The 22,090-nt window shown below is 57.9% G+C and carries 23 protein-coding genes and 1 tRNA gene; 16 read left to right on the forward strand and 8 right to left on the reverse strand.

All coding sequences use genetic code 11. The features are described from left to right. Positions 1-12 precede the first annotated feature (12 nt). Together CJ255_RS08270 and CJ255_RS24845 are read left to right on the forward strand one after the other, a co-directional pair. Positions 13-1,251 carry an aminopeptidase gene (locus CJ255_RS08270; RefSeq protein WP_097643611.1) on the forward strand — a complete coding sequence of 413 codons (1,239 nt, stop codon included), beginning with the start codon at positions 13-15 and terminating at the stop codon, positions 1,249-1,251. Between the two features lie 224 nt (positions 1,252-1,475). Beyond that, entirely contained in the window at positions 1,476-1,682 is a 207-nt protein-coding gene (locus CJ255_RS24845; RefSeq protein WP_124681863.1) for a DUF454 family protein, read from the forward strand. Here CJ255_RS24845 and CJ255_RS08275 read toward each other — a convergent pair. After that, positions 1,651-4,182, reverse strand: a complete 2,532-nt coding sequence (locus CJ255_RS08275; RefSeq protein ID WP_124681864.1) for a carboxypeptidase regulatory-like domain-containing protein — start codon at positions 4,180-4,182, stop codon at positions 1,651-1,653. The genes CJ255_RS24845 and CJ255_RS08275 overlap by 32 nt on opposite strands. Positions 4,183-4,668: 486 nt before the next feature. Here CJ255_RS08275 and CJ255_RS08280 point away from each other — a divergent pair, with 486 nt between their 5' ends. From CJ255_RS08280 to hemW, 4 genes are all read left to right on the forward strand, one after another. Then, the gene (locus CJ255_RS08280; protein WP_097643614.1) at positions 4,669-5,370 is read left to right on the forward strand and encodes an FHA domain-containing protein; all 702 of its coding nucleotides are present in this window, start codon (positions 4,669-4,671) and stop codon (positions 5,368-5,370) included. Continuing rightward, positions 5,367-6,353: a serine/threonine-protein kinase gene (locus CJ255_RS08285; protein ID WP_097643616.1), complete on the forward strand. Its 987-nt coding sequence runs from the start codon at positions 5,367-5,369 to the stop codon at positions 6,351-6,353. Before CJ255_RS08280 ends, CJ255_RS08285 begins: the two co-directional genes overlap by 4 nt. A 252-nt stretch (positions 6,354-6,605) precedes the next feature. Then, positions 6,606-7,268, forward strand: coding sequence for a Crp/Fnr family transcriptional regulator (locus CJ255_RS08290; protein WP_097643618.1), 663 nt, complete (start codon positions 6,606-6,608; stop codon positions 7,266-7,268). 42 nt (positions 7,269-7,310) lie between these two features. After that, entirely contained in the window at positions 7,311-8,576 is a 1,266-nt protein-coding gene (gene hemW / locus CJ255_RS08295; protein ID WP_097643620.1) for a radical SAM family heme chaperone HemW, read from the forward strand. A gap of 97 nt (positions 8,577-8,673) precedes the next feature. Here hemW and htpX read toward each other — a convergent pair whose 3' ends face one another. The 3 genes from htpX to scpB form a co-directional block, all read right to left on the reverse strand. Beyond that, entirely contained in the window at positions 8,674-9,534 is an 861-nt protein-coding gene (htpX, locus tag CJ255_RS08300) for a zinc metalloprotease HtpX (protein ID WP_097643622.1), read from the reverse strand. Between the two features lie 181 nt (positions 9,535-9,715). Continuing rightward, on the reverse strand, positions 9,716-10,375 hold the full coding sequence (locus CJ255_RS08305) for a response regulator (protein ID WP_097643624.1): 660 nt from the start codon (positions 10,373-10,375) through the stop codon (positions 9,716-9,718). Between the two features lie 99 nt (positions 10,376-10,474). Further along, positions 10,475-11,050, reverse strand: a complete 576-nt coding sequence (scpB, locus tag CJ255_RS08310; protein ID WP_245863262.1) for an SMC-Scp complex subunit ScpB — start codon at positions 11,048-11,050, stop codon at positions 10,475-10,477. 307 nt (positions 11,051-11,357) lie between these two features. Here scpB and CJ255_RS08315 point away from each other — a divergent pair, with 307 nt between their 5' ends. Continuing rightward, positions 11,358-12,599, forward strand: coding sequence for an ABC transporter permease (locus tag CJ255_RS08315; protein ID WP_097643628.1), 1,242 nt, complete (start codon positions 11,358-11,360; stop codon positions 12,597-12,599). 58 nt (positions 12,600-12,657) lie between these two features. On the opposite strand, the gene CJ255_RS08320 is transcribed toward CJ255_RS08315, so the two are convergent. Further along, positions 12,658-12,942 (reverse strand): UPF0158 family protein, encoded by a 285-nt coding sequence (locus CJ255_RS08320; RefSeq protein ID WP_245863264.1) that lies wholly within the window; start codon positions 12,940-12,942, stop codon positions 12,658-12,660. A 141-nt stretch (positions 12,943-13,083) separates the two neighbouring features. Between CJ255_RS08320 and CJ255_RS08325 the strand changes: the two genes are divergently transcribed. Both CJ255_RS08325 and CJ255_RS08330 read left to right on the forward strand, forming a co-directional pair. Then, positions 13,084-13,638 (forward strand): RNA polymerase sigma factor, encoded by a 555-nt coding sequence (locus CJ255_RS08325; protein ID WP_097643630.1) that lies wholly within the window; start codon positions 13,084-13,086, stop codon positions 13,636-13,638. After that, positions 13,635-14,465, forward strand: a complete 831-nt coding sequence (locus tag CJ255_RS08330; protein WP_097643631.1) for a hypothetical protein — start codon at positions 13,635-13,637, stop codon at positions 14,463-14,465. Before CJ255_RS08325 ends, CJ255_RS08330 begins: the two co-directional genes overlap by 4 nt. A 410-nt stretch (positions 14,466-14,875) precedes the next feature. Here CJ255_RS08330 and CJ255_RS08335 read toward each other — a convergent pair whose 3' ends face one another. Further along, positions 14,876-16,090, reverse strand: coding sequence for an acyl-CoA dehydrogenase family protein (locus CJ255_RS08335; RefSeq protein WP_097643632.1), 1,215 nt, complete (start codon positions 16,088-16,090; stop codon positions 14,876-14,878). A 103-nt stretch (positions 16,091-16,193) separates the two neighbouring features. After that, positions 16,194-17,957, reverse strand: coding sequence for a CocE/NonD family hydrolase (locus tag CJ255_RS08340; RefSeq protein ID WP_097643633.1), 1,764 nt, complete (start codon positions 17,955-17,957; stop codon positions 16,194-16,196). A gap of 354 nt (positions 17,958-18,311) precedes the next feature. On the opposite strand from CJ255_RS08340, the gene CJ255_RS08345 reads away from it, so the two are divergent. Further along, complete coding sequence (locus CJ255_RS08345) at positions 18,312-19,388, forward strand: 3-deoxy-7-phosphoheptulonate synthase (protein WP_097643634.1); 1,077 nt, start codon at positions 18,312-18,314, stop codon at positions 19,386-19,388. A 318-nt stretch (positions 19,389-19,706) separates the two neighbouring features. Here the strand turns inward: CJ255_RS08345 and CJ255_RS08350 are convergent, their stop codons facing one another. Next, positions 19,707-20,147: a tetratricopeptide repeat protein gene (locus CJ255_RS08350; protein ID WP_097643635.1), complete on the reverse strand. Its 441-nt coding sequence runs from the start codon at positions 20,145-20,147 to the stop codon at positions 19,707-19,709. Between the two features lie 196 nt (positions 20,148-20,343). On the opposite strand from CJ255_RS08350, the gene CJ255_RS08355 reads away from it, so the two are divergent. The 6 genes from CJ255_RS08355 to CJ255_RS08370 form a co-directional block, all read left to right on the forward strand. After that, positions 20,344-20,418, forward strand: a tRNA-Gly gene (locus CJ255_RS08355). A 154-nt stretch (positions 20,419-20,572) separates the two neighbouring features. Then, the gene (locus CJ255_RS23450; protein ID WP_165774620.1) at positions 20,573-20,743 is read left to right on the forward strand and encodes a hypothetical protein; all 171 of its coding nucleotides are present in this window, start codon (positions 20,573-20,575) and stop codon (positions 20,741-20,743) included. A gap of 5 nt (positions 20,744-20,748) precedes the next feature. After that, positions 20,749-20,928, forward strand: coding sequence for a hypothetical protein (locus tag CJ255_RS23455; protein WP_165774621.1), 180 nt, complete (start codon positions 20,749-20,751; stop codon positions 20,926-20,928). 61 nt (positions 20,929-20,989) lie between these two features. Continuing rightward, positions 20,990-21,340 carry a helix-turn-helix domain-containing protein gene (locus CJ255_RS08360; RefSeq protein WP_097643637.1) on the forward strand — a complete coding sequence of 117 codons (351 nt, stop codon included), beginning with the start codon at positions 20,990-20,992 and terminating at the stop codon, positions 21,338-21,340. Continuing rightward, positions 21,337-21,609, forward strand: coding sequence for a hypothetical protein (locus CJ255_RS08365; RefSeq protein WP_097643639.1), 273 nt, complete (start codon positions 21,337-21,339; stop codon positions 21,607-21,609). Before CJ255_RS08360 ends, CJ255_RS08365 begins: the two co-directional genes overlap by 4 nt. A gap of 164 nt (positions 21,610-21,773) precedes the next feature. Continuing rightward, positions 21,774-22,090 (forward strand): hypothetical protein (locus CJ255_RS08370; RefSeq protein WP_133117002.1); only part of this gene is annotated, 317 nt, incomplete at its 3' end.

The following is a 22,090-nucleotide window of genomic DNA, read 5'->3' on the forward strand; positions in this document are numbered from 1 at the left end:
ATGGAGTTCCCTATGCCCCCCTTTCACAGTGCCAGCGAGCTACAGCACTACGCAGATGTCATTGTTCGGGTCGGAGTGAATTTGCAGCCTGGTCAACGTTTGCTGGTGCGGGCCGATCTGCAGACGGTTGAATTGGTACGAGCGGTGGTGCGTAGCGCCTACCGCGTTGGGGCGAGGTTTGTTGATGTGGTCTGGAGCGACGAGCAGCTCAATGTGGTGCGGCTTGAGGAGGCAGCGCGTGACTCGCTCAATCATGTTGCCGCGTGGCAGCCTGCGGTGAGTGTAGACTACCTTGAGGCTGGTGATGCATTGGTGTCAATCTATGCGGCTACGCCAACCCTACTTGCAGGCCAAGACCCCGAAGCGGTGAGTAGGATGATGCGGGCGGTGGCCCAGGCGGCCAAGCCAGTGAGCGACTTGGTGCAGCGCAATGCGGCAGCCTGGGTTGTGGTGAGCTACCCCACGCCTGGATGGGCTGCCGCTGTGCTGCCTGAAGCGCCTCCCGAAGCCCAACTGATGCGGCTCTGGCAGGCGATTGCCAGCACCTGCCGCCTCGATCAGCCCGATCCGGTGGCGGCTTGGCAAGCCCATGTGCGCGAATTAGCGACCCGCGCTGATTATATGAACCAACGGCGCTACGATGCGCTCCACTTTCGCGGCCCTGGCACCGATCTGACCGTCGGCCTCGTGGCTGAACATCTCTGGACAGGTGGTGGAGCGATCAGTGAAGCTGGGCTACCGTTTGTGCCCAACCTGCCCACCGAGGAGATCTTCACCCTACCGCACCACGGGCGAGCCGAAGGCGTCATCCACTCCAGCCGCCCACTCAACTATGGCGGCACCCTGATTGATGACTTTAGCCTCACCTTCAGTCATGGGCGTGTCAGTGCTGTAAGCGCTGCACAGGGCGAAGCAACGCTACAACGCCTGATCGAGAGCGACGAAGGTGCGGCACGCTTAGGTGAGGTTGCGCTTGTGGCGGCCAGTTCTCCAGTGGGACGCACCGGCCTGCTTTTTGCCAACACGCTCTTCGACGAAAACGCAGCGAGCCACTTGGCACTCGGCAACGGCTACCGTGGTTGTGTGCGCGACGGCAACGCAATGGACGATGAACGTTTTGCTGCCATTGGGGGCAACCTCAGCATTATCCATGTAGATTTTATGATCGGGAGTGCCAGCATGGATGTGGACGGCATCTACCCTGATGGGCGTAGCGAAGCGGTGATGCGGAACGGCGAGTGGGCGTTTTGACTTGTTCCCAACCCCTTCTCCCGCTTGTGTTTAAGGACGAAAAAACATGTGTTCATTGCCACAAAAGAGCGCAAAGGAATGCAATAGAACCGCGTTGCCTTCGCCCCTCTCCCACAACGTGGGAGAGGCGGTGCCCTGAGCTTGTCGAAGGGGGTAGGGGGTGAGAGCCATTCTGGGTATTCCAAAATCCTATCGGTTGATGACAAAAAACACCTGAGCATACTATGTCACACTGCGAAGTCCCGATTGACACACCAGAAACAGTCCAGCCCCACCGCTCCCGCATTGTGCGTTGGCTGCTGATTGGGGCTGGATCGTTCGCATTGGCACTTGGCGCTCTGGGCGTGCTCCTACCTGGTCTGCCGACGACGCCCTTTGTGTGGTGCAATCCTCGGTACTTTAGCGTCGAATCAACGGTAAGTAGACATTGACACTGTTACTCACATCACTGCTAATCGCTGCACCAGCGCTTATCTTGTAGATACCTGTGGCAGCACTAGAATCGGTGTGCGACACTTCGGCATAGATGGTGCCGCCCTCTTCGACAGATACTTCGGCCCAGAGGTAGCCTATACCCGACCATGTGACGTTGGCCCGTTCGGTAGTACCATCGGCGGCGAGGATGCGCAGACGAGGAAGCATACCAAAGGCAAGGTCACTGACGCGCACGACAACGCGCCCCGCCTGTGTGGCCTCAATACGGAAGAGATCGCGGTCGCCAGCCCGATCAATCTTGCCCACAAGATCGTGGTTGTTATGTTCAAGCAACGTCGCGCTCTGCGGCGTATCACCATGGTCATCGGCTTGGGTGCCACTGACGATAATCACCATCTCGGCTATCACCGCGAAGTCATCGCTGATGGGGATTGGGGCGGGCAGTTGGGGCGCATCTACACCGGGCGGCGGTGGGGCAAACTGGCCACTATCGAAGACCTCCTTGGCATTGCCGTTGGGGTTGCTGAAGTAGACGCGCAGGGTATGGGGGCCATCCTGCGTATAGTTGACGAGCGCCGCATAGATACCATCGTCGGCGGTGGGATCGGGGGCAAGCCCATCGTCGCGCAGCGTAAAGGTAGTGTATGAGCCATCGGGGGCAAGCAACTCCCCCTGAGCCAGCGCGCCCGCAACCATCCTGGTGCGCTGGAGGGTCGCCAAGAGACGGATGGGGTTGGGGTAGCTCACTATGCCGCCATCAAGAACATTAAGGTTGGCGACAAAGCCGTCATCTTCGTCGCTTAGGTTGGCGGTGTTCGCCGTCCAGACAATGTTCAGTTCGCTGCGAGCAGTGTGGCCCGCAACCAGATCGATGCGCGGGGCTTGGCCCGCCGCCGGAGCAACATCCACCAATGCCGGGAAGTAGGGCCGCGCCGGGTAGTTATGCAACACGCCATCACGCGGATCCAACGCCGGTGAACGCACCAGCGTCTCCCAGCCGCTCGCCTGGTAGACGCGGTGCTGGGCGGTGTTGCGCGTATTGTTGAGCGCCGTTGAGAAGTTGAGCCAAGCAAAGTGACCACCCCTCGCCCGCAACGAGTTGTTCATAATCGATTCTTGCACCGGTGTATCGTTAGGGCATGGATCGCCTGGATCGCCTGGATCACAGGCGCCACTGCTTTTTCGATATTCGTCGTAGAGCGCATAGAAGTAGTGGCCCCACTCGTGGGCGAGGATGTAGCCGCCACCTTCATGATCTTCAAGGAGGAAGTTGATCTGAGAAAACTCGTCACACATCTCAATGTGTGGCCCATCAAACCCGTAGCCCGAAATAGCGGCACTGGGCCGACAACTAGCCACCCACCGCACATCAGCCCGTCCATGCCGCCCATTGTTGGGGTAGATGGTCACCGTGCCTACTTTATGGACACCGTTGGACATCTCAAAGACCGCGTCGGCAAAGTAGCCAATAATCTCCTCGTAGGGTCTGCGTTGGTTTCCCTGCGGGTTGTTGTAGAGTGAGATAGTGAGATCAAAAGCATCGCTTGTCGTCAGCGGAGTAGCCACAAAATTCTGACCCTGTACGTCGCCCGCTACGATGGCATTGTGGCTTGAGGGGCTAAAGCTGTAGCCGCTGTGCGACGCGGTAAGCTGGTAGTTGCCGGCGGGTAGCCCGCTGATGCGGTAAGCACCTGTCGTATCGGTGGTTGCGCTACGCCCCCCCGCCGAGACCGTCACCCCGGCAACGCCCCGGTTATGAGGATCGATGACCCGCCCGTTCACGCTGTAGGCACCCAACGTGATGGTGGGAATACGCGGCACCACGGTGGGCGACGCACGCGGAGCAACGGTAGGCGACGCACGCGGAGCAACGGTGGGCGACGCACTCGGTGCAACGGTCGGCGAAGCACTCGGTGCAACGGTCGGCGAAGCACTCGGTGCAACGGTCGGCGAAGCACTCGGTACGACGGTGGGTGTCGTCGGATTGGGCGAAGTGCCATTATTGACGTTAATAGTGCGCTCTAAGTAACTCCACAGGCCGGTGACACTGCTGCGGAATCTTACGGTTATGGTATTGAGACCATTGGGCAGCCTAGTGGTGTCTAATAGGAACGTGAAACCAGAAGGGAGGAAGCGCGAGTCGCTCATGAGCCAAGCGACATCGGGACGTGAAAAACCATACAATGACTGGCCAAGCAGTGTATTGCCCAGATAGAACTCAACCCGATTCATGCCCGGACCATCCCACGAGGCGGCATCAACGGCCCAGCCAGAAAAGATGACGGTTCCCTGAACAACCGCACCAGCGGCGGGCGCCTCGATCACGCCTCTAGGGTGTGTAGAAGGAAAATACTGAATGTAGGGAAGAAAGCCTGGCGTATTGATCTGGATACGGGACACCCAAGCCCGTTGGTCAAACTCAACAGCCGACAAGGGGGTCTCGCTTGCCCACACATAGATGTAGTAGATCTCACCCGGTAGGGCATTGTATTGCACAGGCCACAAGCCCAAGGGGGAACAGTTTGATGGAAAGAGGGCCACCTGAGATGGACTAAAGCCAGCCTTTTGTACACTTATCTGAAAGTAGGGTGTACTCGTACAACCACGAATCCAGATAGTGCTTCTGCCAAAGCTGTCTAGCGAAGTACTAGCCAGAAAATGATGAAACGTGGAGGCAAGTTCATTGCCATTCGTTGTTGGCTCATCCGCTTCCTGCTGCGGTGGATGAGCATAGGCTACGCTCTGAAGAAGGGCCAAAAGCGTAATAGGGATAACCAACAATACGAGATGGCGAATGCGACGCGACATAGCATACCTCCTCACTTCTGCTTCGTCTTAGGGTCGCCGCCCTAAAACCCGTTTTGGGGTTCTCCTCCCATTCTACGTAGTACATCCTTCGCTAAAGCTTCGTTTAACTCCTCTATTTGCCGAAGTTTTTAGAAAAGGCTATAATTCCACCCACGAGGAGGTGTCAGTAGAGATATGACAAAGGACGGCGAGAGCCTAACGCCCTACCTGGTCGCTCTTGATGCCCATCCTATCCAGCCAGCCAGTTACATACTCAGCCATGATCCATGCCTGATTGGTCGCGGATCTTGTTGTGCGGTGCGCGTACAGCGCGACGGTGTTTCACGGCAACATGCGATCATTTCGCGTTGCTTGGATGTCTATCAGATTGCCGATCAGCAGAGCTCTTTTGGGACATTCCTCAACGGTGAGCGCCTCGCTCCCTTAACTTCCTATCGCTTATCGGGTAACGCGCTGATTGGTTTGGGGAGTCCTGTACCGTTACTCCGTTTCTGTGATCCCGATCCAACCGGCCCGCCCCATAGCTTGCCGCCAATGCCAGCAGTGCCGTTGAGCGAAGATATATCCCGTCAGTGCTTTATCCTTCACGGTGCGACTCTCGATCTTCCCTTTTCGGCGTACTTGCTCCTTTCTTACCTCTATAAACATCGTGATGCGATCTGTCGCACTGCCGATTGCGTTCGGGCAGTGTGGGAAATAGATACGCAGAGTGCCGATGAATTGGTTGATCGCCTCTATCGTCTGATCAGTGAATTGCGCGTGGCGCTTGAAGCCCATCAAGCGCTGCTGCATCCAAACCAGCGCATTCGCATCGTGAGCCACCGCCGCCGCGGCTATACCCTTGTTGTGCCTGATCCGGAATCGGGTGACGCATGAGCCATGTACACGATGATGCATCAACACAACCACCTTCATCTGCGTTAGCGCCCGACGTTAGCACACTACCTCTGCAGCCTGCGCTTGCATGTGTCGGCTCATTGCCCCCCGGTACGACACTTGGCCCCGGTGGGCGCTACCGTATTGGCCAACTGCTTGGTCAAGGTGGCTTCGCTGAAACCTTCAGTGCCTACGATACGCAACTCTTTGATGCGCTCTGTGTGATTAAGCGCCTGCACCTACACACTGGTAATTCCGTGCGGGTGCAAAAGCTGCACGCGGCGGGCCTCGTGCGCGAAGCAGAGCTCTTAGCCGCCCTCAAGACGCCTGGCCATCCCCACATTCCCGAGATCTACGCCTATCTTGAAGATGAGGGCTGCCTTGTGATGAAGTATGTGGAGGGCGTGAGTCTCCAAACCGTGCTAGAGCAGCGCAGCACTGGTCTGCCTGAAGAGAGGGCGTTGACCTACGCTTATGCTGCTTGCTCCGCTCTCGCCTACATCCACGCTCGCGCTACGCTCCACCTCGATCTGAAGCCCGCTAATCTGCTGGTTGATAGCACCGACTGGCTCTGGCTGATCGATTTTGGTATTGGCCGCACCTTCACAGACGCCACCCAGCCCACCATCCTCGGCACCCCCGGCTATATGCCCCACGAACAGCAGCAGGGTCAGCCAACGCCCGCTTCCGATATCTACGCCCTTGGCATGACCCTCTACGTGCTCTTGAGCAACTACTCTCCCGCCATGCCGTGCCTCCCGCCAGTGCGCCAATTGGTACCCGACGTGCGCCCCGAGGTTGATGCGTTGATTTGTGCCGCTACCCATGCCGATGCAGCCAAGCGACCCAGTGCCCATGCCTTGCTGCACCAATTGAGGTTGCTGCGGGCAGAATCTACACCCTCCCCGCGCCCCAGAAGTCTCAACTCCAACCCGCGTTCCTCCACGCCGATGCCACCGATTACTCACAATGTACTAGTGTAGGATTAGGCTTCGCATACGCATTACGTTTATGGCTGCCGCCCTAAAACCCGCTTTGGGGCTACGCTCCAAACCCCCCTTTTTGTTCCGTGTTGGCAGCGAAGCCGCCAAACAGCAACAAAAAGTTTTATGGTATGCTACAATATTTACAGCATGCGCTTTACGGAGCATAAGACTGGAGCGGCAGTCTCTAAAGCCCAGGTACTTTAGCTCTGGGAAGCGTCACGGAACAACGAAGCTGGTTGGAGGGCTATTATGGTCGCGTCAGCGAGCGATGCTTCACCGCAGCATGTGCTGCATGCCGCAATCGAACGTCTGGGTAGCGGGCAGAATTTTCGACGTCATAGCTATGTCTATACGCCGAACCAACCAGCCCACGCCCTCTACCTGCTCCTGAGTGGTCAGATTGGTCTGCAGATGTTCTCAAGCGAAGGGCGTACCTTGACGATCAAGGTGGTTGAACCGGGCCAAGTCTTTGGCCATAGTGCCCTTGCTGGTGGCAACACCTACGATACCTACGCCCAAGCGTTGCAATCGGCCCGCGTCGTGGCGGTAGCACGAGGGGCATTACTAGCTGCGAGTGCGACTACGCCTGGTCTCAGTATGGCTTTGCTGGAATTGCTCGGTCAACAGCGCCAGACTCTTAGTCGTCGCATCGAGGAAGTGGCCTTCAAATCGGTGCCCGCTCGGCTCGCCTCGGTTCTCTTGGAGATGTCGGGTGACCAAGCGCACCATCCGCAACCGCAACAGCACGTTGGGCGACGCACGCACCAACAGCTCGCCGAGATGGTCAATGCCTACCGCGAGACGGTGACCAAGGTGCTTAATCAGTTCCGCGATGCCCATCTGCTTGATGTGGATCGTACTGGCATTACGCTGCTCAATCTTTCCCGTTTGCGCGAATTGGCCCAGGGTTAAATACATCTGTTCCTCTGTTCCTCTGTTCCTCTGTTCTCCCCAGTGACTCACCTCTATATCCATATCCCCTTTTGCCAGCGCCGCTGTGCATATTGCGACTTTACTACCTACGCGCAACTTGAAGATCGCATAGATGCCTATGTGACGGCGCTTTGCGCTGAGTTGCGGATGTTGGCTGCCACGTACCAGCCGTCGCCCCCGGCCTCGCCTGAGGCTGCCGCAGTGGGCCCGACGCTCTTTTTTGGCGGCGGTACGCCAACCATGTTGAACCTCAAGCAGTTTGAGCGCATCCTCAACGCTGCGGCAGCCCTTGTCTGTGTGGAGCAGGCTGAGATTAGCAGTGAGGCCAATCCGGGGACGCTGCTCAACCACGAGTATCTCTGCGGCTTACGCAGCCTCGGAGTCAATCGGCTCAGCCTTGGCGTGCAGAGTCTCAATGATGCCACGCTACGGCGGATTGGGCGGATCCACGATGCGGCCCAAGCGTTCCAAAGCTACCAAGCGGCCCGTGAGGCTGGCTTTGCGCAGATTAACCTCGATCTGATCTTTGGTCTGCCTGGGCAGAGCCTTGCTGAGTGGCAAGCAACCCTTGCAGCGGTGATGACGTGGGCCCCGGAACACCTCGCGCTCTACGCGCTGATTGTTGAAACAACAACGCCACTCTATACCCAAGTCACCAGCGGGCAGATCACTATTCCCGATGATGATACATCTGCCGCGATGTATGAAATGGCCATGGAGCAGTTGGCAGCGGCTGGGTATGTGCAGTATGAGATTAGTAATTGGGCTAGGTCAGGGGGGAGAGGAACAGAGGAACAGGGGAACAGGGGAACAGAGATGCTTCCGATAGGAGCCGCGTATCCTATGCTGCCGCATGCCTCTTCTTGCCACATGCCCCTCACCTCACTGCCCGTATGCCGCCACAACTTGGCCTATTGGCTCAACAGCGACTATACAGGCGCGGGGGCGGGGGCGCATGGGCACAGCCACCCGCGTCGCTACGCCAATCTATGCGGCGTAGACGAATACATTGCGGCAGTGGGTGCAGGCCGCTTGCCCATTGCCGAAGAGGTGCTGTTAACGCCCCAAGAGTGGTGTGCCGAGACAATGATCATGGGCATGCGCCTCAACAGCGGGGTGAGTGCAGCCCACTTCGCGGCGCGTTGCGGTCGCAGCCTTGAGGCGACCTACGGCCCCATTCTGGCGCAGCTTGCCGCCGAGGGGCTGATCGAGCGCAACGCCGAGCGGGTCTGGTTAAGCCCACGGGGGCGCATGTTAGGCAACCAGGTCTGTATGCGCTTTGTGTAGCTAGGGGAAGAATACAGGAACGAGAAAATAGAAAATAGGTTCACTGTTGACGGCGAAGCCGTCAACAGTGAACCACATACTTGAAGCAGTATAAACCTTACGATGCCATAGCGCGCAGGCGCGCAATGCGCTCCTCGGTCTGCGGGTGGGTGCGGAAGAGGCTGCTGAAGCCACCGACGAGCGGGTTAATGATGTAGAGATGCGAGGTCGCGGGGCTGGCCTGCATCGGCACGCGCCCAGCCGCCCATTCCAACTTCTCAAGGGCACTGGCGAGGGGCAGCGGATCGCCGAGGATTTGGGCCCCACCAGCATCGGCGAGGTACTCACGCGAGCGCGAGATCGCCATCTGGATAATCATCGCCGCAATGGGCGCAAGGATCATCATCAGCACACCACTGACCATCTCGCCAAGCCCGCCGCCCTCTTCTTCATCATTGCCGCCAGTGAAGCTCGAGAAGATCATGCTCCACATGGCCATATCAGCAATCATGGTGACCGCACCAGCAATAGTGGCTGCAATGCTGGAGATGAGCGTATCGCGGTGCTTGATGTGGGCCAACTCGTGGGCAACGACGCCAGCCAACTCGTCGCGGGTGAGCAGCCGGGCGATACCTGTGGTAACCGCGACAGCACCCTTCTCGGGGCTACGTCCGGTCGCAAAAGCGTTGGGCGTCTCGCTCTCAATGATGTAGACGCGAGGCTTGGGCAGTTCGGCACGCACCGAGAGTACCTCGACCATCTCGTGCAGTTCCGGAGCCTCTTCGGGTGTCACTTCGCGCGCACCGCTCATGCGTAGGGCCAACGAGTCGGAGAACCACCACGCGCCCATGTTCATGACCAAGGCGAAGACGATAGCAATGATCATCCCGATTTGACCACCAAGGGCACCGCCGATAAAGACGAAGAGGGCTGTAAGCCCTGCGAGCAGCATCGTTGTTTTAACGGTGTTCATGATCATATGTTTGCTTTGCCCCCAGATATTCTATTGCTATGAGCCTGTAGTATAACGCAGTTGACGTGTCGTGCTTAGGGCGGTGCTACCCGCTGGCAGGCGGGGAGAATTCCATACTATAGGGAGGAGATAGAAAGTAGGGAAGATAATAGAGCTATTTTCTATTTTCTCGTTTCTGTATCCTTTCCTAGATGACCTCAGGCGGGGGCACAAGGCCGCGTTGAACCGCCACAATGGCGGCTTGGGTGCGATTGTTGACCCCAAGTTTTTGGAAGATCTCGCTGAGACGATTACCAACAGTCTTTTCGGAGAGGCTGAGTTTGAGCGCAATCGCACGGTTGTCGTCGCCTTGCGCTACCAGGGCGAGGATGTCGCGCTCACGCGGGGTAAGCAGGTCGGCGCTGACGGGGGCGCTATCACCACGGCGCAGCATGTCGAGCACCCGCGCAGCGGCGCTCCCGGCGAGGGCGGCTTCGCCGCGATGAACCACTTGGATGGCTTCGATCAGTTCACTTGCATCAGCATCTTTGAGCAGGTAGGCATTGGCCCCGGCACGGAGCGCCTCAAGCACGGTGCGTTCGTCGCGGTGCATGGTCAGCACAACAGTCCGGGTGTCGGGACTAACATTGGCAATCTGGCGTGCAGCCTCGATGCCGGTCAAGCCAGGCATTGAGATGTCGAGCAGCGCAATGTGGGGGCGTTGCTCACGCGCCTGAGCGACCGCAGCAAGACCATCGCTCACTTCAGCAACAACATGGAAGCCACCTTTGCGCTCAAGCAATTCACGCAGCCCTTGGCGGAATATAGTGTGATCGTCGGCAATCAGAATGGTAATTGGTGTTTGCATTGTTCAATCCAAAAAATCTTTTTGTTCGATGTTGGTGGTGTAGCCACCAACATCGAACAGAAAACGGTAAAGTTGAAAGGCCGTTTCTGAAACCATCCCTTACGAGTCATCCCCAACTACTTGGAGTGGCAGTTCGAGGGGAGGGAGTTCGGTAAGGCTTGCGAGGCCAAATTGTTGCAAGAATGTGGGCGTCGTCGCATAGAGAATGGGGCGGCCAATTGTTTCAAGGCGTCCAGCTTCAGCGATCAGGTCACGGGCGAGCAGGGCACGTATGGTTCCACTGCTATCCACCCCGCGAATCGCATCCACTTGGGCGCGGGTGATCGGTTGGCGGTAGGCGATAATCGCAAGCACTTCAAGGGCCGCATTGGAGAGACGCCCACTCGCTTGAAGGCCCAGGAAGCGTGCAATGGTTGGGGCGGATTCGGGCGCACTTACGAGTTGTATCTGGTCGTTGTGGCGTTGCATGCGCACCCCCCGCCCTTGGTAGAGCTGGGTTAACTCATCAAGGGCACTCTGAATAGCCTCCTCTGCCACCTCAAGCGTCTTTGCCAACTGGCTGCGCGTTACCGGCTCACCCGCAACAAAGAGCAGACTTTCAACCAACTGCACCAGGCTGGGCGTCGGCAGAGGCTGCGGCATCGCAGGCAGCGTAGGTTGATCGGATAGGGTCATGGGTGATTCCTTCATCACAGACGCTCAATACATATAATACAAGAAAAGCAACCGAGTGCGTGAAGAAACGTGGGCGCAGCCCCTTGGTGGGGGTTTGGGGGAGGCAAAGCCTCCCACTTAAGTTAACCCTCCGGCGGGGGGGTGGGGCGTAGCCCCACAGCGGGTTTCAGGGCGGCAGCCCTAAACGTAATGCGAACGGGGCGTAGCCCCAAACCCCTGCCGCAAGGCGTAACGCAATACCCAACGCAAAAATCGAATATGGTATGATAGAGACCGCGCCAATGCAGCAGGGAAAGGACATCTGACCATGACAGAGCGTCGTCGTGGCGTTACCCGACGTCAGGTCATCGCTGGGTTTTTTGCGCTCTTGGGTCTGCTCTTAATTGTTAATTATGTAGCAGAAATTGATCTTGCTGATCCGGTAACGACCCGACTCCTTTTTGGCGTGGGCGGTTTCGTTCTTCCCACACCTACGGCGCTCACCTTGACCCTGATCGGGGGCTTTTGGTTCGTTGCGGGGGTAGTGAGCTTTGTGCCGCGCATCGCATCCATTGGTACCGCCATGCTGTGGGCCGGTGCGTTGTTGATCATTCCGGCCCTGCTCATCTGGGCGGCAGCGGGGAAACAGATCAACGTCGTAAGTTTGGCGTCGGTCTCGTTGCGCCTTTCGACGCCCATTGCCTTGGGTGCCTTGGCGGGCATCTATGCGGAACGGGCCGGGATTATCAACATCGGGATTGAGGGCATGATGCTCACCGGAGCCGCATTTGGCTTCGCGGTATTTGCCTTTACCGACAACATCTGGTTGGGTGTCGTCATGGCGGTCGTGTCGGGCTCATTGATGGCCTTGCTGCACGGAACGCTTTCGATCACCTTCAAGACCGATCAGATCGTTAGTGGTACGGTGATCAACATTTTGGCGATTGGGGTGACCGGCTATCTACGTCGCCAGTTTTTTGTTGATGGGGGCGGCGGGCGGGTCACGCTCCCGCAATTTTCGCTCCCGCTCCTCAGCGACATCCCCGTTCTTGGCCCGATTCTCTTTGTGGGCAAGCCGATTTTCTTTGCGATGATTTTACTGGTTATTTTTACACATATTCTGCTCTTCACAACCCGTTATGGTCTGCGCTTACGAGCGGTAGGCGAGAACCCAAAAGCGGCTGCAACAGTAGGCATCAACGTAACGCGCACACGCTACCTCAACATCATCATTAGCGGCGCGATGGCGGGGCTTGCTGGCGCGTGGTTTTCATTAGAGACGGTTGGGCGTTTTGATGATGGCATGACCGCAGGCAAGGGCTTCATTGCCCTTGCCGCGATGATCTTTGGCAAGTGGATGCCCTTTGGCGCCTTTGGTGGTGCGGCCCTCTTTGGCTTCTCGGAAGCACTAGGCAGCAACTTCCAGATCCTACAAGTGCAAGCCTTTGGACTGCCGGTACCCGTGCAATTCCTGCAACTGCTGCCCTACCTCGTCACAATGGTGGTACTAGCCGGGCTGATTGGACGCGCAGTAGGACCTGCCGCTGCCGGCAAGCCCTATCAGGGATGAGGGATTGAGGATGAGGGATAAGCCACTCTGCAGTGCTCATCCTTCATCCCGCCCCTCCCTAGAGACCCTCAGCCTCCATCCAAGTCTGTACGTCAGCGTCGGAAGGGGATGGATTACCACCCGGAATGTAGCGATAGCGATCGCCGTACCCTTCCATGACCTGGTTACGCAACGCATCGGCCTCAGGGCTCTGTTCCGTATCAGGCACCTTTAGCACCTCGCCCGACTGGAGATCGAGGTAGTAGCTATAAGCCGGGTCCGTTGCGGCCAGGGCGGTCAAAATCTGCTCGCGGTTGTAGCTGCCTGCCACGGCAACCTCCCGATCCGCCCGGGGTTGGGGCATATCTACTCATGGAGTTCCCCCGGGTCTTGTTCAAACCCCTAATGATGGTACACGAAGGTGCTTAGTAATGCAAGCCGTTGTATCATTGTAACATTTACCGAAGTTTTACGTATCTCTATTACGTAGCCATGGGAGTCGCTGATGGATCAAACGGACGAGGAGGAGGTGAACCTGATTCGGCAAGCGCAGTCCGGTGATCAGGCGGCCTTTGCGCTGCTGGTACAGCGTTACACTGGGGCTCTTTTCAACCAGGCGTATCGTATGCTCAATGATGCTCAGGAGGCGGAAGATGCGGTGCAAGAGGTCTTTCTGCGTGTCTACCATCGCCTCGATAGCTTTGATCCAGAGCGGCGTCTGTTGGCCTGGTTGCTCACCATTGGCTCCAACTACTGCATTGACCGTCTGCGGCGTCGCCGGATGCGCTGGCTGACCCTTGATGATGTAGCTTTTTGGCTGAAGAGTGATCGCCCAGGGCCTGAAAGCCATGCTCTCTTGGATGAGCAGCGTGCCACCGTACAACAGGCGCTCCAGACGCTCCCTGATACATACCGCAGCGCGATGGTGTTGCGCTACTGGCACGATTTATCCTACCTAGAGATTGCAGAGGCCCTTGGGGTGAGTGAGTCTACCGTGAAGACCCGCCTGCACCGTGGGCGCAAGATGTTGGCTGATGCGTTAGATCATGGTGTTCTATGAAACATGAAGTATCCTCAGATGAAGCGTTAGCTGCCGCCGAAACGGCAACCAAACGCCTCTTGAATCGGTTTGCTGAACCACAAGCTATTGCTGCCCCCCCCGATTTGGCGGCGCGGGTGTTAGCGGCCCTCCCAGAACGTACTCCCACCCCACAGGCTCGTCCATGGCCCCGTTTCAGCTTTGCTATGGGCCTGGTGGCTGCATTGCTGCTGCTCATGCTGAGTGGCATGGGGCTCTATGCAGGTACCCACTTCGTTGTAGGCGAGTCTGATATGCTTGCAGAAGTGGCACCAACAAGTAGGTTAAGTACCAGCTTGGCTGTAGTTTGGGGGAACCTCCCGCTTCAGCAGACGCTCACTCCCAACCAGCCCGCCATCATCGGCGTGGCAAGCCTTGCCACCCTTGCGTTCAGCAGCGCCATTGCGCTCGTCTGGCCCTGCCGCACCCGAGGGGTTGCCCTAACGCTGCATCAAGCGCCACACCAGACGTTGCGCCTGGGCCTGCTCGTGAGCCTGCCCATGGGCTTGGCGATGCTCCTGTTGTCCCTCAGCCCCCTGTGGCTCGTGCTGCTCTTATTGCCGCTCGCCTTCCTGCTGCATCTGCCCTACCTGATGGGCTTGGCGGCCCTGGGAGATGCCTTGAGCATCAAAGTGGGTTGGGCCAGCATGCCCCCAAGTTCGGCAATTGTGGGCAGTGGCATCATTCTGTTTGGCCTGCTCATGCTTGGCCTGGTTGTCCCCCTGATCAGCGTGCTGCTCTTCTACCTCTTGGCAGGCTATGGCCTTGGTGCCCTGCTCCTGAGTCGTGGGGGCGTTGAGGGGAGCTAGAGGTACGGAGATTTGCACCACAGAGGCACCGAGGACACAGAGGTTTTGATGTTTAAGGGCAAACAGAACATAGGTTCATTTCTGCAAAAGAGCGCAAAGGAATGCAACAAAACTGTGTTGCCTTCGCCCCTCTCCCACAACGTGGGAGAGGGGTAGGGGGTGAGGGCCATCCTGGGCATCCCAAAGCCCTAGCGGTCGCTACCGAAGCAAAGGTTTTGATGGGGGTTTGCCAAGCAAGATGGTTGCTTAGAGTCTGTCTGAAAAGCTAGTGGGTACGCGTTGGAGTGCCGGCTTTAGCCGGCTGAAGCCGGCACTCCAACGCCAGTTCATAAACTTTTTAGACAGACGCTTAACATCCATCTCTCTGTGTCTCTGTGGTGCAAACCTCTGCTGCTCTTCAATCCCTCTCCCTACTCCGGGTTCTTCTTGGCGGTGGTGTAGACCCCCTCGTGGCGGTGGATGCGGTAGCCAATCTGCTTGAGCAGCTCGGTGGCGATGACGCTCTTCTGGATCTCGTTGGTGCCCTCGAAGATGCGCGTCACGCGGGCGTCGCGGTACATGCGCTCCAACGGTAGCTCGCGTGAGAAGCCCATGCCACCGTGGATCTGGATGGCTTCATCAATGATTTCGCTCGCCATCTCGGTGCAGTAGAGCTTGCAGATGCTGCTCTCGATGGTGGACTTCTTGCCCGCGTCTACCCGCGTGGAGCAGTCGTAGACAATCTGCTCCATGGTGTAGATCTTGACCGCCATGTCGGCCAGTTTGAACTGGATGGCTTGGAATTCGGCAATGGGACGCCCAAACTGTTGGCGCTCAACTGCGTACTTGCGGCTCAACTCGAAAGCCTCTTTGGCCGAACCGAGCGCACCCGCACCCAACCCAACCCGTCCGATGTCGAGGGTCATCATGGCAATCGGGAAGCCTTTGCCAATCCCCTCTTCGCCGCCAAGGATGTTCTCGGCGGGTACGCGCAGATCTTCAAAGAAGAGGCTACAGGTGTGCGACGCCTTCAGGCCCATCTTCTCTTCGATCTTGCCTACCTTGAAACCGGGAAAGTCCTTCTCGACAATAAAGGCGGTCACGCCACCACGCGCCCCCTTGCTCTTGTCGGTCACAGCGTGAACCACAATCACATCGGCGAAGTTGCCATTGGTAATCCACATCTTCTGGCCATTGAGTACCCACTCGTCGCCGCGCAGCTCGGCGGTGGTGGTGATACGGGCTGCATCGCTGCCCGCATTGGGCTCAGTGAGCGCCCAAGCCCCAATCAGGCGGCCCTCCATCATCCCCTTGAGGTACTTATCCTTCTGCGCCTCGGTGCCACCAATCCAGATGCTCGCCGCAGCAAGCTGGGTGTGGGCACCCACAATCGTCGCGGTGCTGGCGCAAACCCGGTTCAACTCTTCCATCAGCACGCAGTAGCCAGTGATGCCCAGGCCCAAGCCGCCGTCCGCTTCGGGGAAGGGCACACTCAGCAGCCCCAGTTCGCCCGCCTGCTTGACCACTTCAATAGGCACGCGCTCCTCTTCGTCGAGCTGACGCGCAATCGGACGAATCTCCTTGTCCACAAAGTCACGCACGGTCTGGCGAAGCATCTTAATCTCGTCGCTGTGCTCGTACTCCATTGTCGAGTCCTCCTGCTATGCGAGGGCTTCATGCCCTTGGTGGTTGGTGCAGCACGATCAATGGGCTGCACCTTGCTGCAACGCGACCATATTCGCGCCGCCTTTAGCGTTCCCCGGCCATAGCCCGCCGCGTCTCTGGCGAGACAACGGGCAGGATGAGGGCTGAGGGGTGGTTAGGATCGTGGAAGATGTTCTGTTCGAGGCGTAGGCCGACGGGTGCGCCTTCATGGAGCAGCCGGCCATCGCCACTATTGACACTCCAGCGCGGGTGGGCGGCACTACAGATGTGCAAGCGCAGCCGCTGGCCTGCCCGGAAGCGCTGGGCGGTTGGGTTCAAGGTGAGTTCAAACAGGCGACTACCATCGGGTTGTTGTTCATCCAGATCTGGCTCAACCCGCAGCAGCCCCTCGCAGACATTGATGCTGCGCCCATGGGCATCAACCTGACAGAGACGAGCCACAAGATCATAGTGGCGCAAATTGGCTTGGGCAAAGAGTTCCAAGCGCACATAGCCAATCACATCCAAATCGTGTTCCAAAGGTTCAGTGGTAAAGATCAACAGATCCTTACGGCGCTCAAGCGGGCGTTGGTCACACGGGCCAGCGAAGGAACTGAGGACGGGCCCACCGATGGAAGGTGTAGGATCACCAGGATCGCAGCAGTAGAAAGAGGGCTGGGTATAGGCTGGAGGCTGCTCGCTGAGCCCACCGCCAGCGTGGAGGAAGAGGCGCTGATGGTTCGCCGGTGGCGGCCAGAAGTCCATCTCGTGCCACTCATTGGAACCCATGAGCGCAAGCCGCACCGCCCGGCGCTTGAGCAACTCACGCTGGCCCTTGAGGTGGGCATCGAACCACCAGAGCCCCTCGCGTATCGCCGCCAAGAGGACACTATTCTCGGTATGGTGCGCGGGCAAAACCGTCAGGCACGGGCTCTGCCCGGCAGCCAAGAGGTCGGTATAATCATCCAGTTGCTCACTGAGGAAGATGTCGTACCACGCGGCCACCAGATGAACAGCGGCGGAGACATGATTCATGCGGCGGTGGTGATCCACCTGACGCCAATAGTACCCATCGGGGTCGGGCTCATTGAGCCATTGTTGAAAGAAGGGGATCGGCGCACCGACGGCATGACGGTCGGCCTCAGCAAACGGTTGGGTCGCCCAGGCCTCATGGAGCCGACGTTCAAGGCGAGGATCGAGGGTACGGCGCAGCACTTGGAGATCGAGATCAGCGCCGGGATTCGCTGTACTCTGCACAAGGCTAGCCCAACGCAGAGCCGTCTCATAGGCAAAGCTACCGCCGGAATTAAAGGCGGCACCAAAGCGCGAGGTGGTAATCACCGGCACGAGGGCTTTCAGGAAGGGCGGAGCATCGGCAGCCACCGCCCATTGGGTGTAGCCCAGATAACTCAGCCCCCACATGCCCACGTTGCCCTCAAACCAGGGTTGTTCCGCGATCCATGCGAGGGTTGCATGGCCATCGGATGCCTCATGGCTGAAAGGCTCAAAGTGCCCTTCAGAGCGATAGCGCCCGCGCGTCCCCTGGTAGATCACATGGTAGCCCCGTTCGGCAAAGAGCCGTGCCGCTAGAGTGGGTGCAAAGCCAAGCAAGCCCGCCTCAGAGGGGCGGCCATAGGGCGAACGGATCAGAATAGTAGGAAAAGAACCTGCTCCCACTGGGGCAAAATGGTCGGCATAGAGCGTCACCCCATCGGGCATAACGATTGGCAAATTGCGCTCAAGGCGTACCGCATACTGCGGCGGGCGCAGGCCCAAGGCGCGGGCCATGAGCTGGTGGCGGGCCGCAAAGAGGCCAGCCCCCAACAAACCCGCAGCAGCCAGAAGCGTCACACGACCACGACGATTCATCGCATCGTCTCCTTAGGGCAAGGATGCTGAAACTAGGGAACAGGAATTGCGTACTGGTGGTGAGATAGACCGCCAGCATATAACCCAGGAAGACTATAACGTTTCATTACACAGTGCGTTATAAAAAGTATACCAAGGAATTATCAGTGTTGTCAAGGTGACGCAGTGCATTATTTGGTGTGGATTGGGAATTTGTGGTGTACTATAGGGGTGGCGCAGCCCCATAGCCATGATGTTCCCCCCCGGCGGGGGTTTGGGGCGTAGCCCCAAAGCGGGTTTTAGGGCGGCAGCCCTAAACGTCATGCGTATGGGGCATCGCCCCAAAAGCAGATTTGAAGACGATGAGGAGCAGAGATGAACCATACAGATGAACGAAGTCAATCAGTTGCCAACCTGCATGTACGGGCGATGCAGCCGCTGATTGCGCCCTTGGAATTGAAGAATCGCATGCCATTGACAGCCGAAGCGACTCGGACGGTGACGGGGGCCCGTGAGGCGATCCGCAATGTGTTGCGGGGCGAAGATCGGCGTTTGGTGATTGTGATTGGCCCCTGTTCTATTCATGATCCCGAGGCTGCACTCGATTATGCCCGCCGCTTGGCGCAGCTCCAGCAGAATTTGAGCAACCAACTGCTCATTCTGATGCGCGTCTATCTGGAGAAGCCACGTACCACTATCGGCTGGCGCGGGTTGATCAATGACCCTCAGCTTAATGGCAGCTTTGATATGGGCGAAGGCTTGCGGATCGCCCGTGATCTGCTGCTGGAGATCAACACGATGGGCCTGCCAGTAGCAACCGAGATGCTTGATCCAATTAGTCCACAATACTTAGATGATCAGATCAGCCTTGCAACCATCGGGGCACGCACCACTGAAGCACAGACCCACCGTGCCCTAGCGAGTGGTATTTCGATGCCGGTGGGCTTTAAGAATGGCACCGACGGCGGGATTCAAGTAGCGGTCAATGCCTGCGTGGCCGCCGCTGGTCAACATAGTTTTCTAGGCATCACCGAGGAGGGCCAGAGCGCCGTGGTGAAAACCACAGGCAACCCCGATAGCTTCGTCATCCTACGGGGCGGGCGACACGGCCCCAACTACCAAGAGGAGCATGTTGTGCAAGCGACCCGGCTCATGCGCGAAGCCAATCTCCAGCCCGCCGTCATGATTGATTGCAGCCACGCCAACGCCGAGAACGACTTCCGGCGTCAAGAGACCGTCTGGTACAAAGTCATCGAACAGATTGTCGCTCAGCCCACTCCCATCATCGGGCTGATGGTCGAGAGCAATATTGCCGAAGGCAAGCAACCGCTGTTAGCCGACCGCAGCGCCCTCCGTTATGGTGTTTCACTCACCGATGGCTGCATTAGCTGGGAGACAACCGAACGGCTTTTGGTCGAGACGCACCATGCGTTGGAGATGCGGCAGCGGTGAGAGGGAAGGAAATAGGGAATAGGGAATAGGAAACAGGAAATAGGAAATAGGGCGAAGGCTTCAGAATGCCTTAAATGCCTCATGGTAGCGCCGCCCCGGCGGGGCGGATGGCTCTACCATGAGACATCGGGGCGGCGCTCCTCCGCTTTACCGTTCTCCCGCTTTACCGTTCTATCGTTCTCCCGCTTCCCGCTTCCCGCTTTACCGTTCTATCGTTCTCCCGCTTCCCGCTTCCCGCTTTACCGTTCTATCGTTCTCCCGCTTCTCGCTTTACCGTTCTATCGTTCTCCCGCTTTACCGTTCTATCGTTCTCCCGCTTTACCGTTCTACCGTTCTCCCGCTTCCTGCTAACCGCTCCAGATTCGCCCGTGCATTTGCAGCGGATTCAGGCTGACGCAGGCGGGTATAGGTAGTGACAGCAGCGGATACGAGGGCGCAGGCGCGTTGATGTCGCCCTTCGCCAGCGGCGACGAGGCCCAAGTTGTGGAGCGATGAAGCGATGCCGATACCGAAGCCCATGGCCCGGCTGTTACGTAGGGCTGCACGGTGGTGCCGACGTGCCACCGTGAGTTCACCACGCACATGGGCTACATGGCCCAAGAGTTGATGCGCTTGGAGGCACGCAGTATGGTTCTGTTCTGCCTCGGCTAAGGCCAAGGCACGCTGAAGGAGCCGTCGGGCATCCAACAAATCGCCACGTTGCCAAGCACGAAAAGCGACGTCGAGCAGGTGAACGAGCAAGGGGTCTTGTTGAAACATCGTCTGCTCCTGTAGACTGTAGTTTGTAGTCTGGCATTTGGTTGAAGCGGCTATCGCCTGTTCCTACTTCACTGTAGCAAAACGACTCGTCGCAAATGTGCATAGCTGCGGGACAAAAAGCGGGACAATTGAGCCGCCCACGCAAAAATTTAGAGTTGACAGTGCCTACAGCGAGTGCTATACTTAGCTGCGATATGCGGGAGTAGCTCAGTGGTAGAGCTTCTGCTTCCCAAGCAGAAGGCCGCGGGTTCAAGTCCCGTCTCCCGCTCCACAGCAGAACGCGGAATCTCACGAGTGAGGTTCCGCGTTTTCTGTTGGGCTGTGAGTTGTTTTGAGAGTCGTTTGATTCTATTCGTCACTCAGCAGGGCATGGGTGGCAATTGCTATCGCTTGCCAACGCTCTTCTACAGTAGGCATTCGCTACGGTGGTTTCGCTCAATCCGCTGGCCCTGAGCTTTGTCATCCATTACCCCAAGATGCTGGTGGCGACGTGCGGCTTTGGTGGCGTCACGGTGTTGCGCCGCGCCCCAGACACGATCAGTATGGTGCGCCTCGCACCCCCCGAACCCTTCTGCAGCCCCCTACCACGTCGGTGACGTCTTTGCCCACGGCGAACGCCACGTTGCGCGCCTATCGACGCCGGATGTGGCTGGAAGAACTGTTTGGCGATCTGAAAGGACATGGCTTTGACCTCGAACGATCCCATCTGCGACATTTCGCTCGTCTCTCGCGCCTCACCTTGGCCGTCGTGCTGCTCTATACATGGATGATCTCGCCGTGATCGTAATGGTATACTGCCAGCAAGCCATGATGCTGACCAGACGCGCAGGAAGGAGCGATTGATGACACAAGAGCTTGACATCCCCGTCACGCGCTCGTTGGAAGATTACCGTCACGAGCAACTGCTCACGATTGAAGAGTTTGCCCACTTCTTGGGTATGACCGACCAGACCTACCGCCGCCTCTTGGCCAACCCGGCGAGCGTGCGCATGCCAACCAAGCGCAAAGCCCGCGCGAAGCTTGGCGTTTCGCCCTACTTGATCAAAGAGTTCTACCCGCCTACACCGGCGGGGGTGATCGAACGCGCTCACGCGGCCATCGCGGAGGCGGATCTCCAAGGATGGATCGCCGTAGACCCTGAGACCCTCGAACCAACCGGCGAACGGTTTGATGGTGAAGGGAAACCCATGTGAAACCGCTCGTCTGGGCTCGCGTCGTCTTCAGCCCGGCAGCCGACCGGGTACGCCAACGCCTTGCGCGCGTCATCAGCGTGATCAAAAACGGGCCAGAAGATGGTCACTTCGCAGGCTACGATGCCAATGGGCATGTCTTGCGCCAGATGACCGGCGCGGACACCCATGTGATCTACCGCGTCAACTTCTGGCCCATTGGCAGAGTTCTGCTTATCGTTTGGATCGAAATTCGTGATTGGGCGCCATTGGAGAGCGGGAGTACGTTGTAGGGTCTGTGTGCATCTTCACATGTTATACTACGGACAGCACAAAGCCCACCCCATACCAGTGATGAGTTATGAGTGACGAGTGACAAGCAGGGTATACCGCAGAGCTATATCACTCGTCACTCGTCACTCGTCACTCGTCACTCGTCACTCGTCACTTACCCCATATGGCACCCTTCTCGACCACTGCGCTCGCACCCGACAGCCCGCTCTTTTGTGGAAGACAGGCTGAGTTGGATTGGCTGCTTCGTCGTTGCCACGCCGAGGTGACCGCCTACATCGCCCTCTATGGCGGGCGGCAGAATGGCAAGACCAGTTTGCTGTTGCGCCTCGAGGCATCGCTCCGTCCAGCCATGCCGGTCTGCCGGTTGGACTTTCAACTGATCAAGGGGGCCAGTGCTACGCAAGCCTTCGCCTTTGTGGCTGAGCGCATTGCCGAAAGCGTACCCCCCGCGTCCGATCCGCGAACCGTAGCCGATGGCCC

The sequence above is a fragment of the Candidatus Viridilinea mediisalina genome, from assembly GCF_002532535.1.
Taxonomy (GTDB): domain Bacteria; phylum Chloroflexota; class Chloroflexia; order Chloroflexales; family Chloroflexaceae; genus Viridilinea; species Viridilinea mediisalina.

Coding starts and splice junctions, on each gene's coding strand:
- CJ255_RS08335 (WP_097643632.1), bottom strand. CDS start 16,090: ATGGAGTACGAGCACAGCGACGAGATTAAGATGCTTCGCCAGACCGTG.
- CJ255_RS08285 (WP_097643616.1), top strand. CDS start 5,367: ATGAGCCATGTACACGATGATGCATCAACACAACCACCTTCATCTGCG.
- CJ255_RS08280 (WP_097643614.1), top strand. CDS start 4,669: ATGACAAAGGACGGCGAGAGCCTAACGCCCTACCTGGTCGCTCTTGAT.
- CJ255_RS08305 (WP_097643624.1), bottom strand. CDS start 10,375: ATGCAAACACCAATTACCATTCTGATTGCCGACGATCACACTATATTC.
- CJ255_RS08345 (WP_097643634.1), top strand. CDS start 18,312: ATGAACCATACAGATGAACGAAGTCAATCAGTTGCCAACCTGCATGTA.
- CJ255_RS08290 (WP_097643618.1), top strand. CDS start 6,606: ATGGTCGCGTCAGCGAGCGATGCTTCACCGCAGCATGTGCTGCATGCC.
- CJ255_RS08360 (WP_097643637.1), top strand. CDS start 20,990: ATGACACAAGAGCTTGACATCCCCGTCACGCGCTCGTTGGAAGATTAC.
- CJ255_RS24845 (WP_124681863.1), top strand. CDS start 1,476: ATGTCACACTGCGAAGTCCCGATTGACACACCAGAAACAGTCCAGCCC.
- CJ255_RS08315 (WP_097643628.1), top strand. CDS start 11,358: ATGACAGAGCGTCGTCGTGGCGTTACCCGACGTCAGGTCATCGCTGGG.
- CJ255_RS08350 (WP_097643635.1), bottom strand. CDS start 20,147: ATGTTTCAACAAGACCCCTTGCTCGTTCACCTGCTCGACGTCGCTTTT.
- htpX (WP_097643622.1), bottom strand. CDS start 9,534: ATGATCATGAACACCGTTAAAACAACGATGCTGCTCGCAGGGCTTACA.
- CJ255_RS08325 (WP_097643630.1), top strand. CDS start 13,084: ATGGATCAAACGGACGAGGAGGAGGTGAACCTGATTCGGCAAGCGCAG.
- CJ255_RS08320 (WP_245863264.1), bottom strand. CDS start 12,942: ATGCCCCAACCCCGGGCGGATCGGGAGGTTGCCGTGGCAGGCAGCTAC.
- CJ255_RS08340 (WP_097643633.1), bottom strand. CDS start 17,957: ATGAATCGTCGTGGTCGTGTGACGCTTCTGGCTGCTGCGGGTTTGTTG.
- scpB (WP_245863262.1), bottom strand. CDS start 11,050: ATGACCCTATCCGATCAACCTACGCTGCCTGCGATGCCGCAGCCTCTG.
- CJ255_RS08270 (WP_097643611.1), top strand. CDS start 13: ATGCCCCCCTTTCACAGTGCCAGCGAGCTACAGCACTACGCAGATGTC.
- CJ255_RS08330 (WP_097643631.1), top strand. CDS start 13,635: ATGAAACATGAAGTATCCTCAGATGAAGCGTTAGCTGCCGCCGAAACG.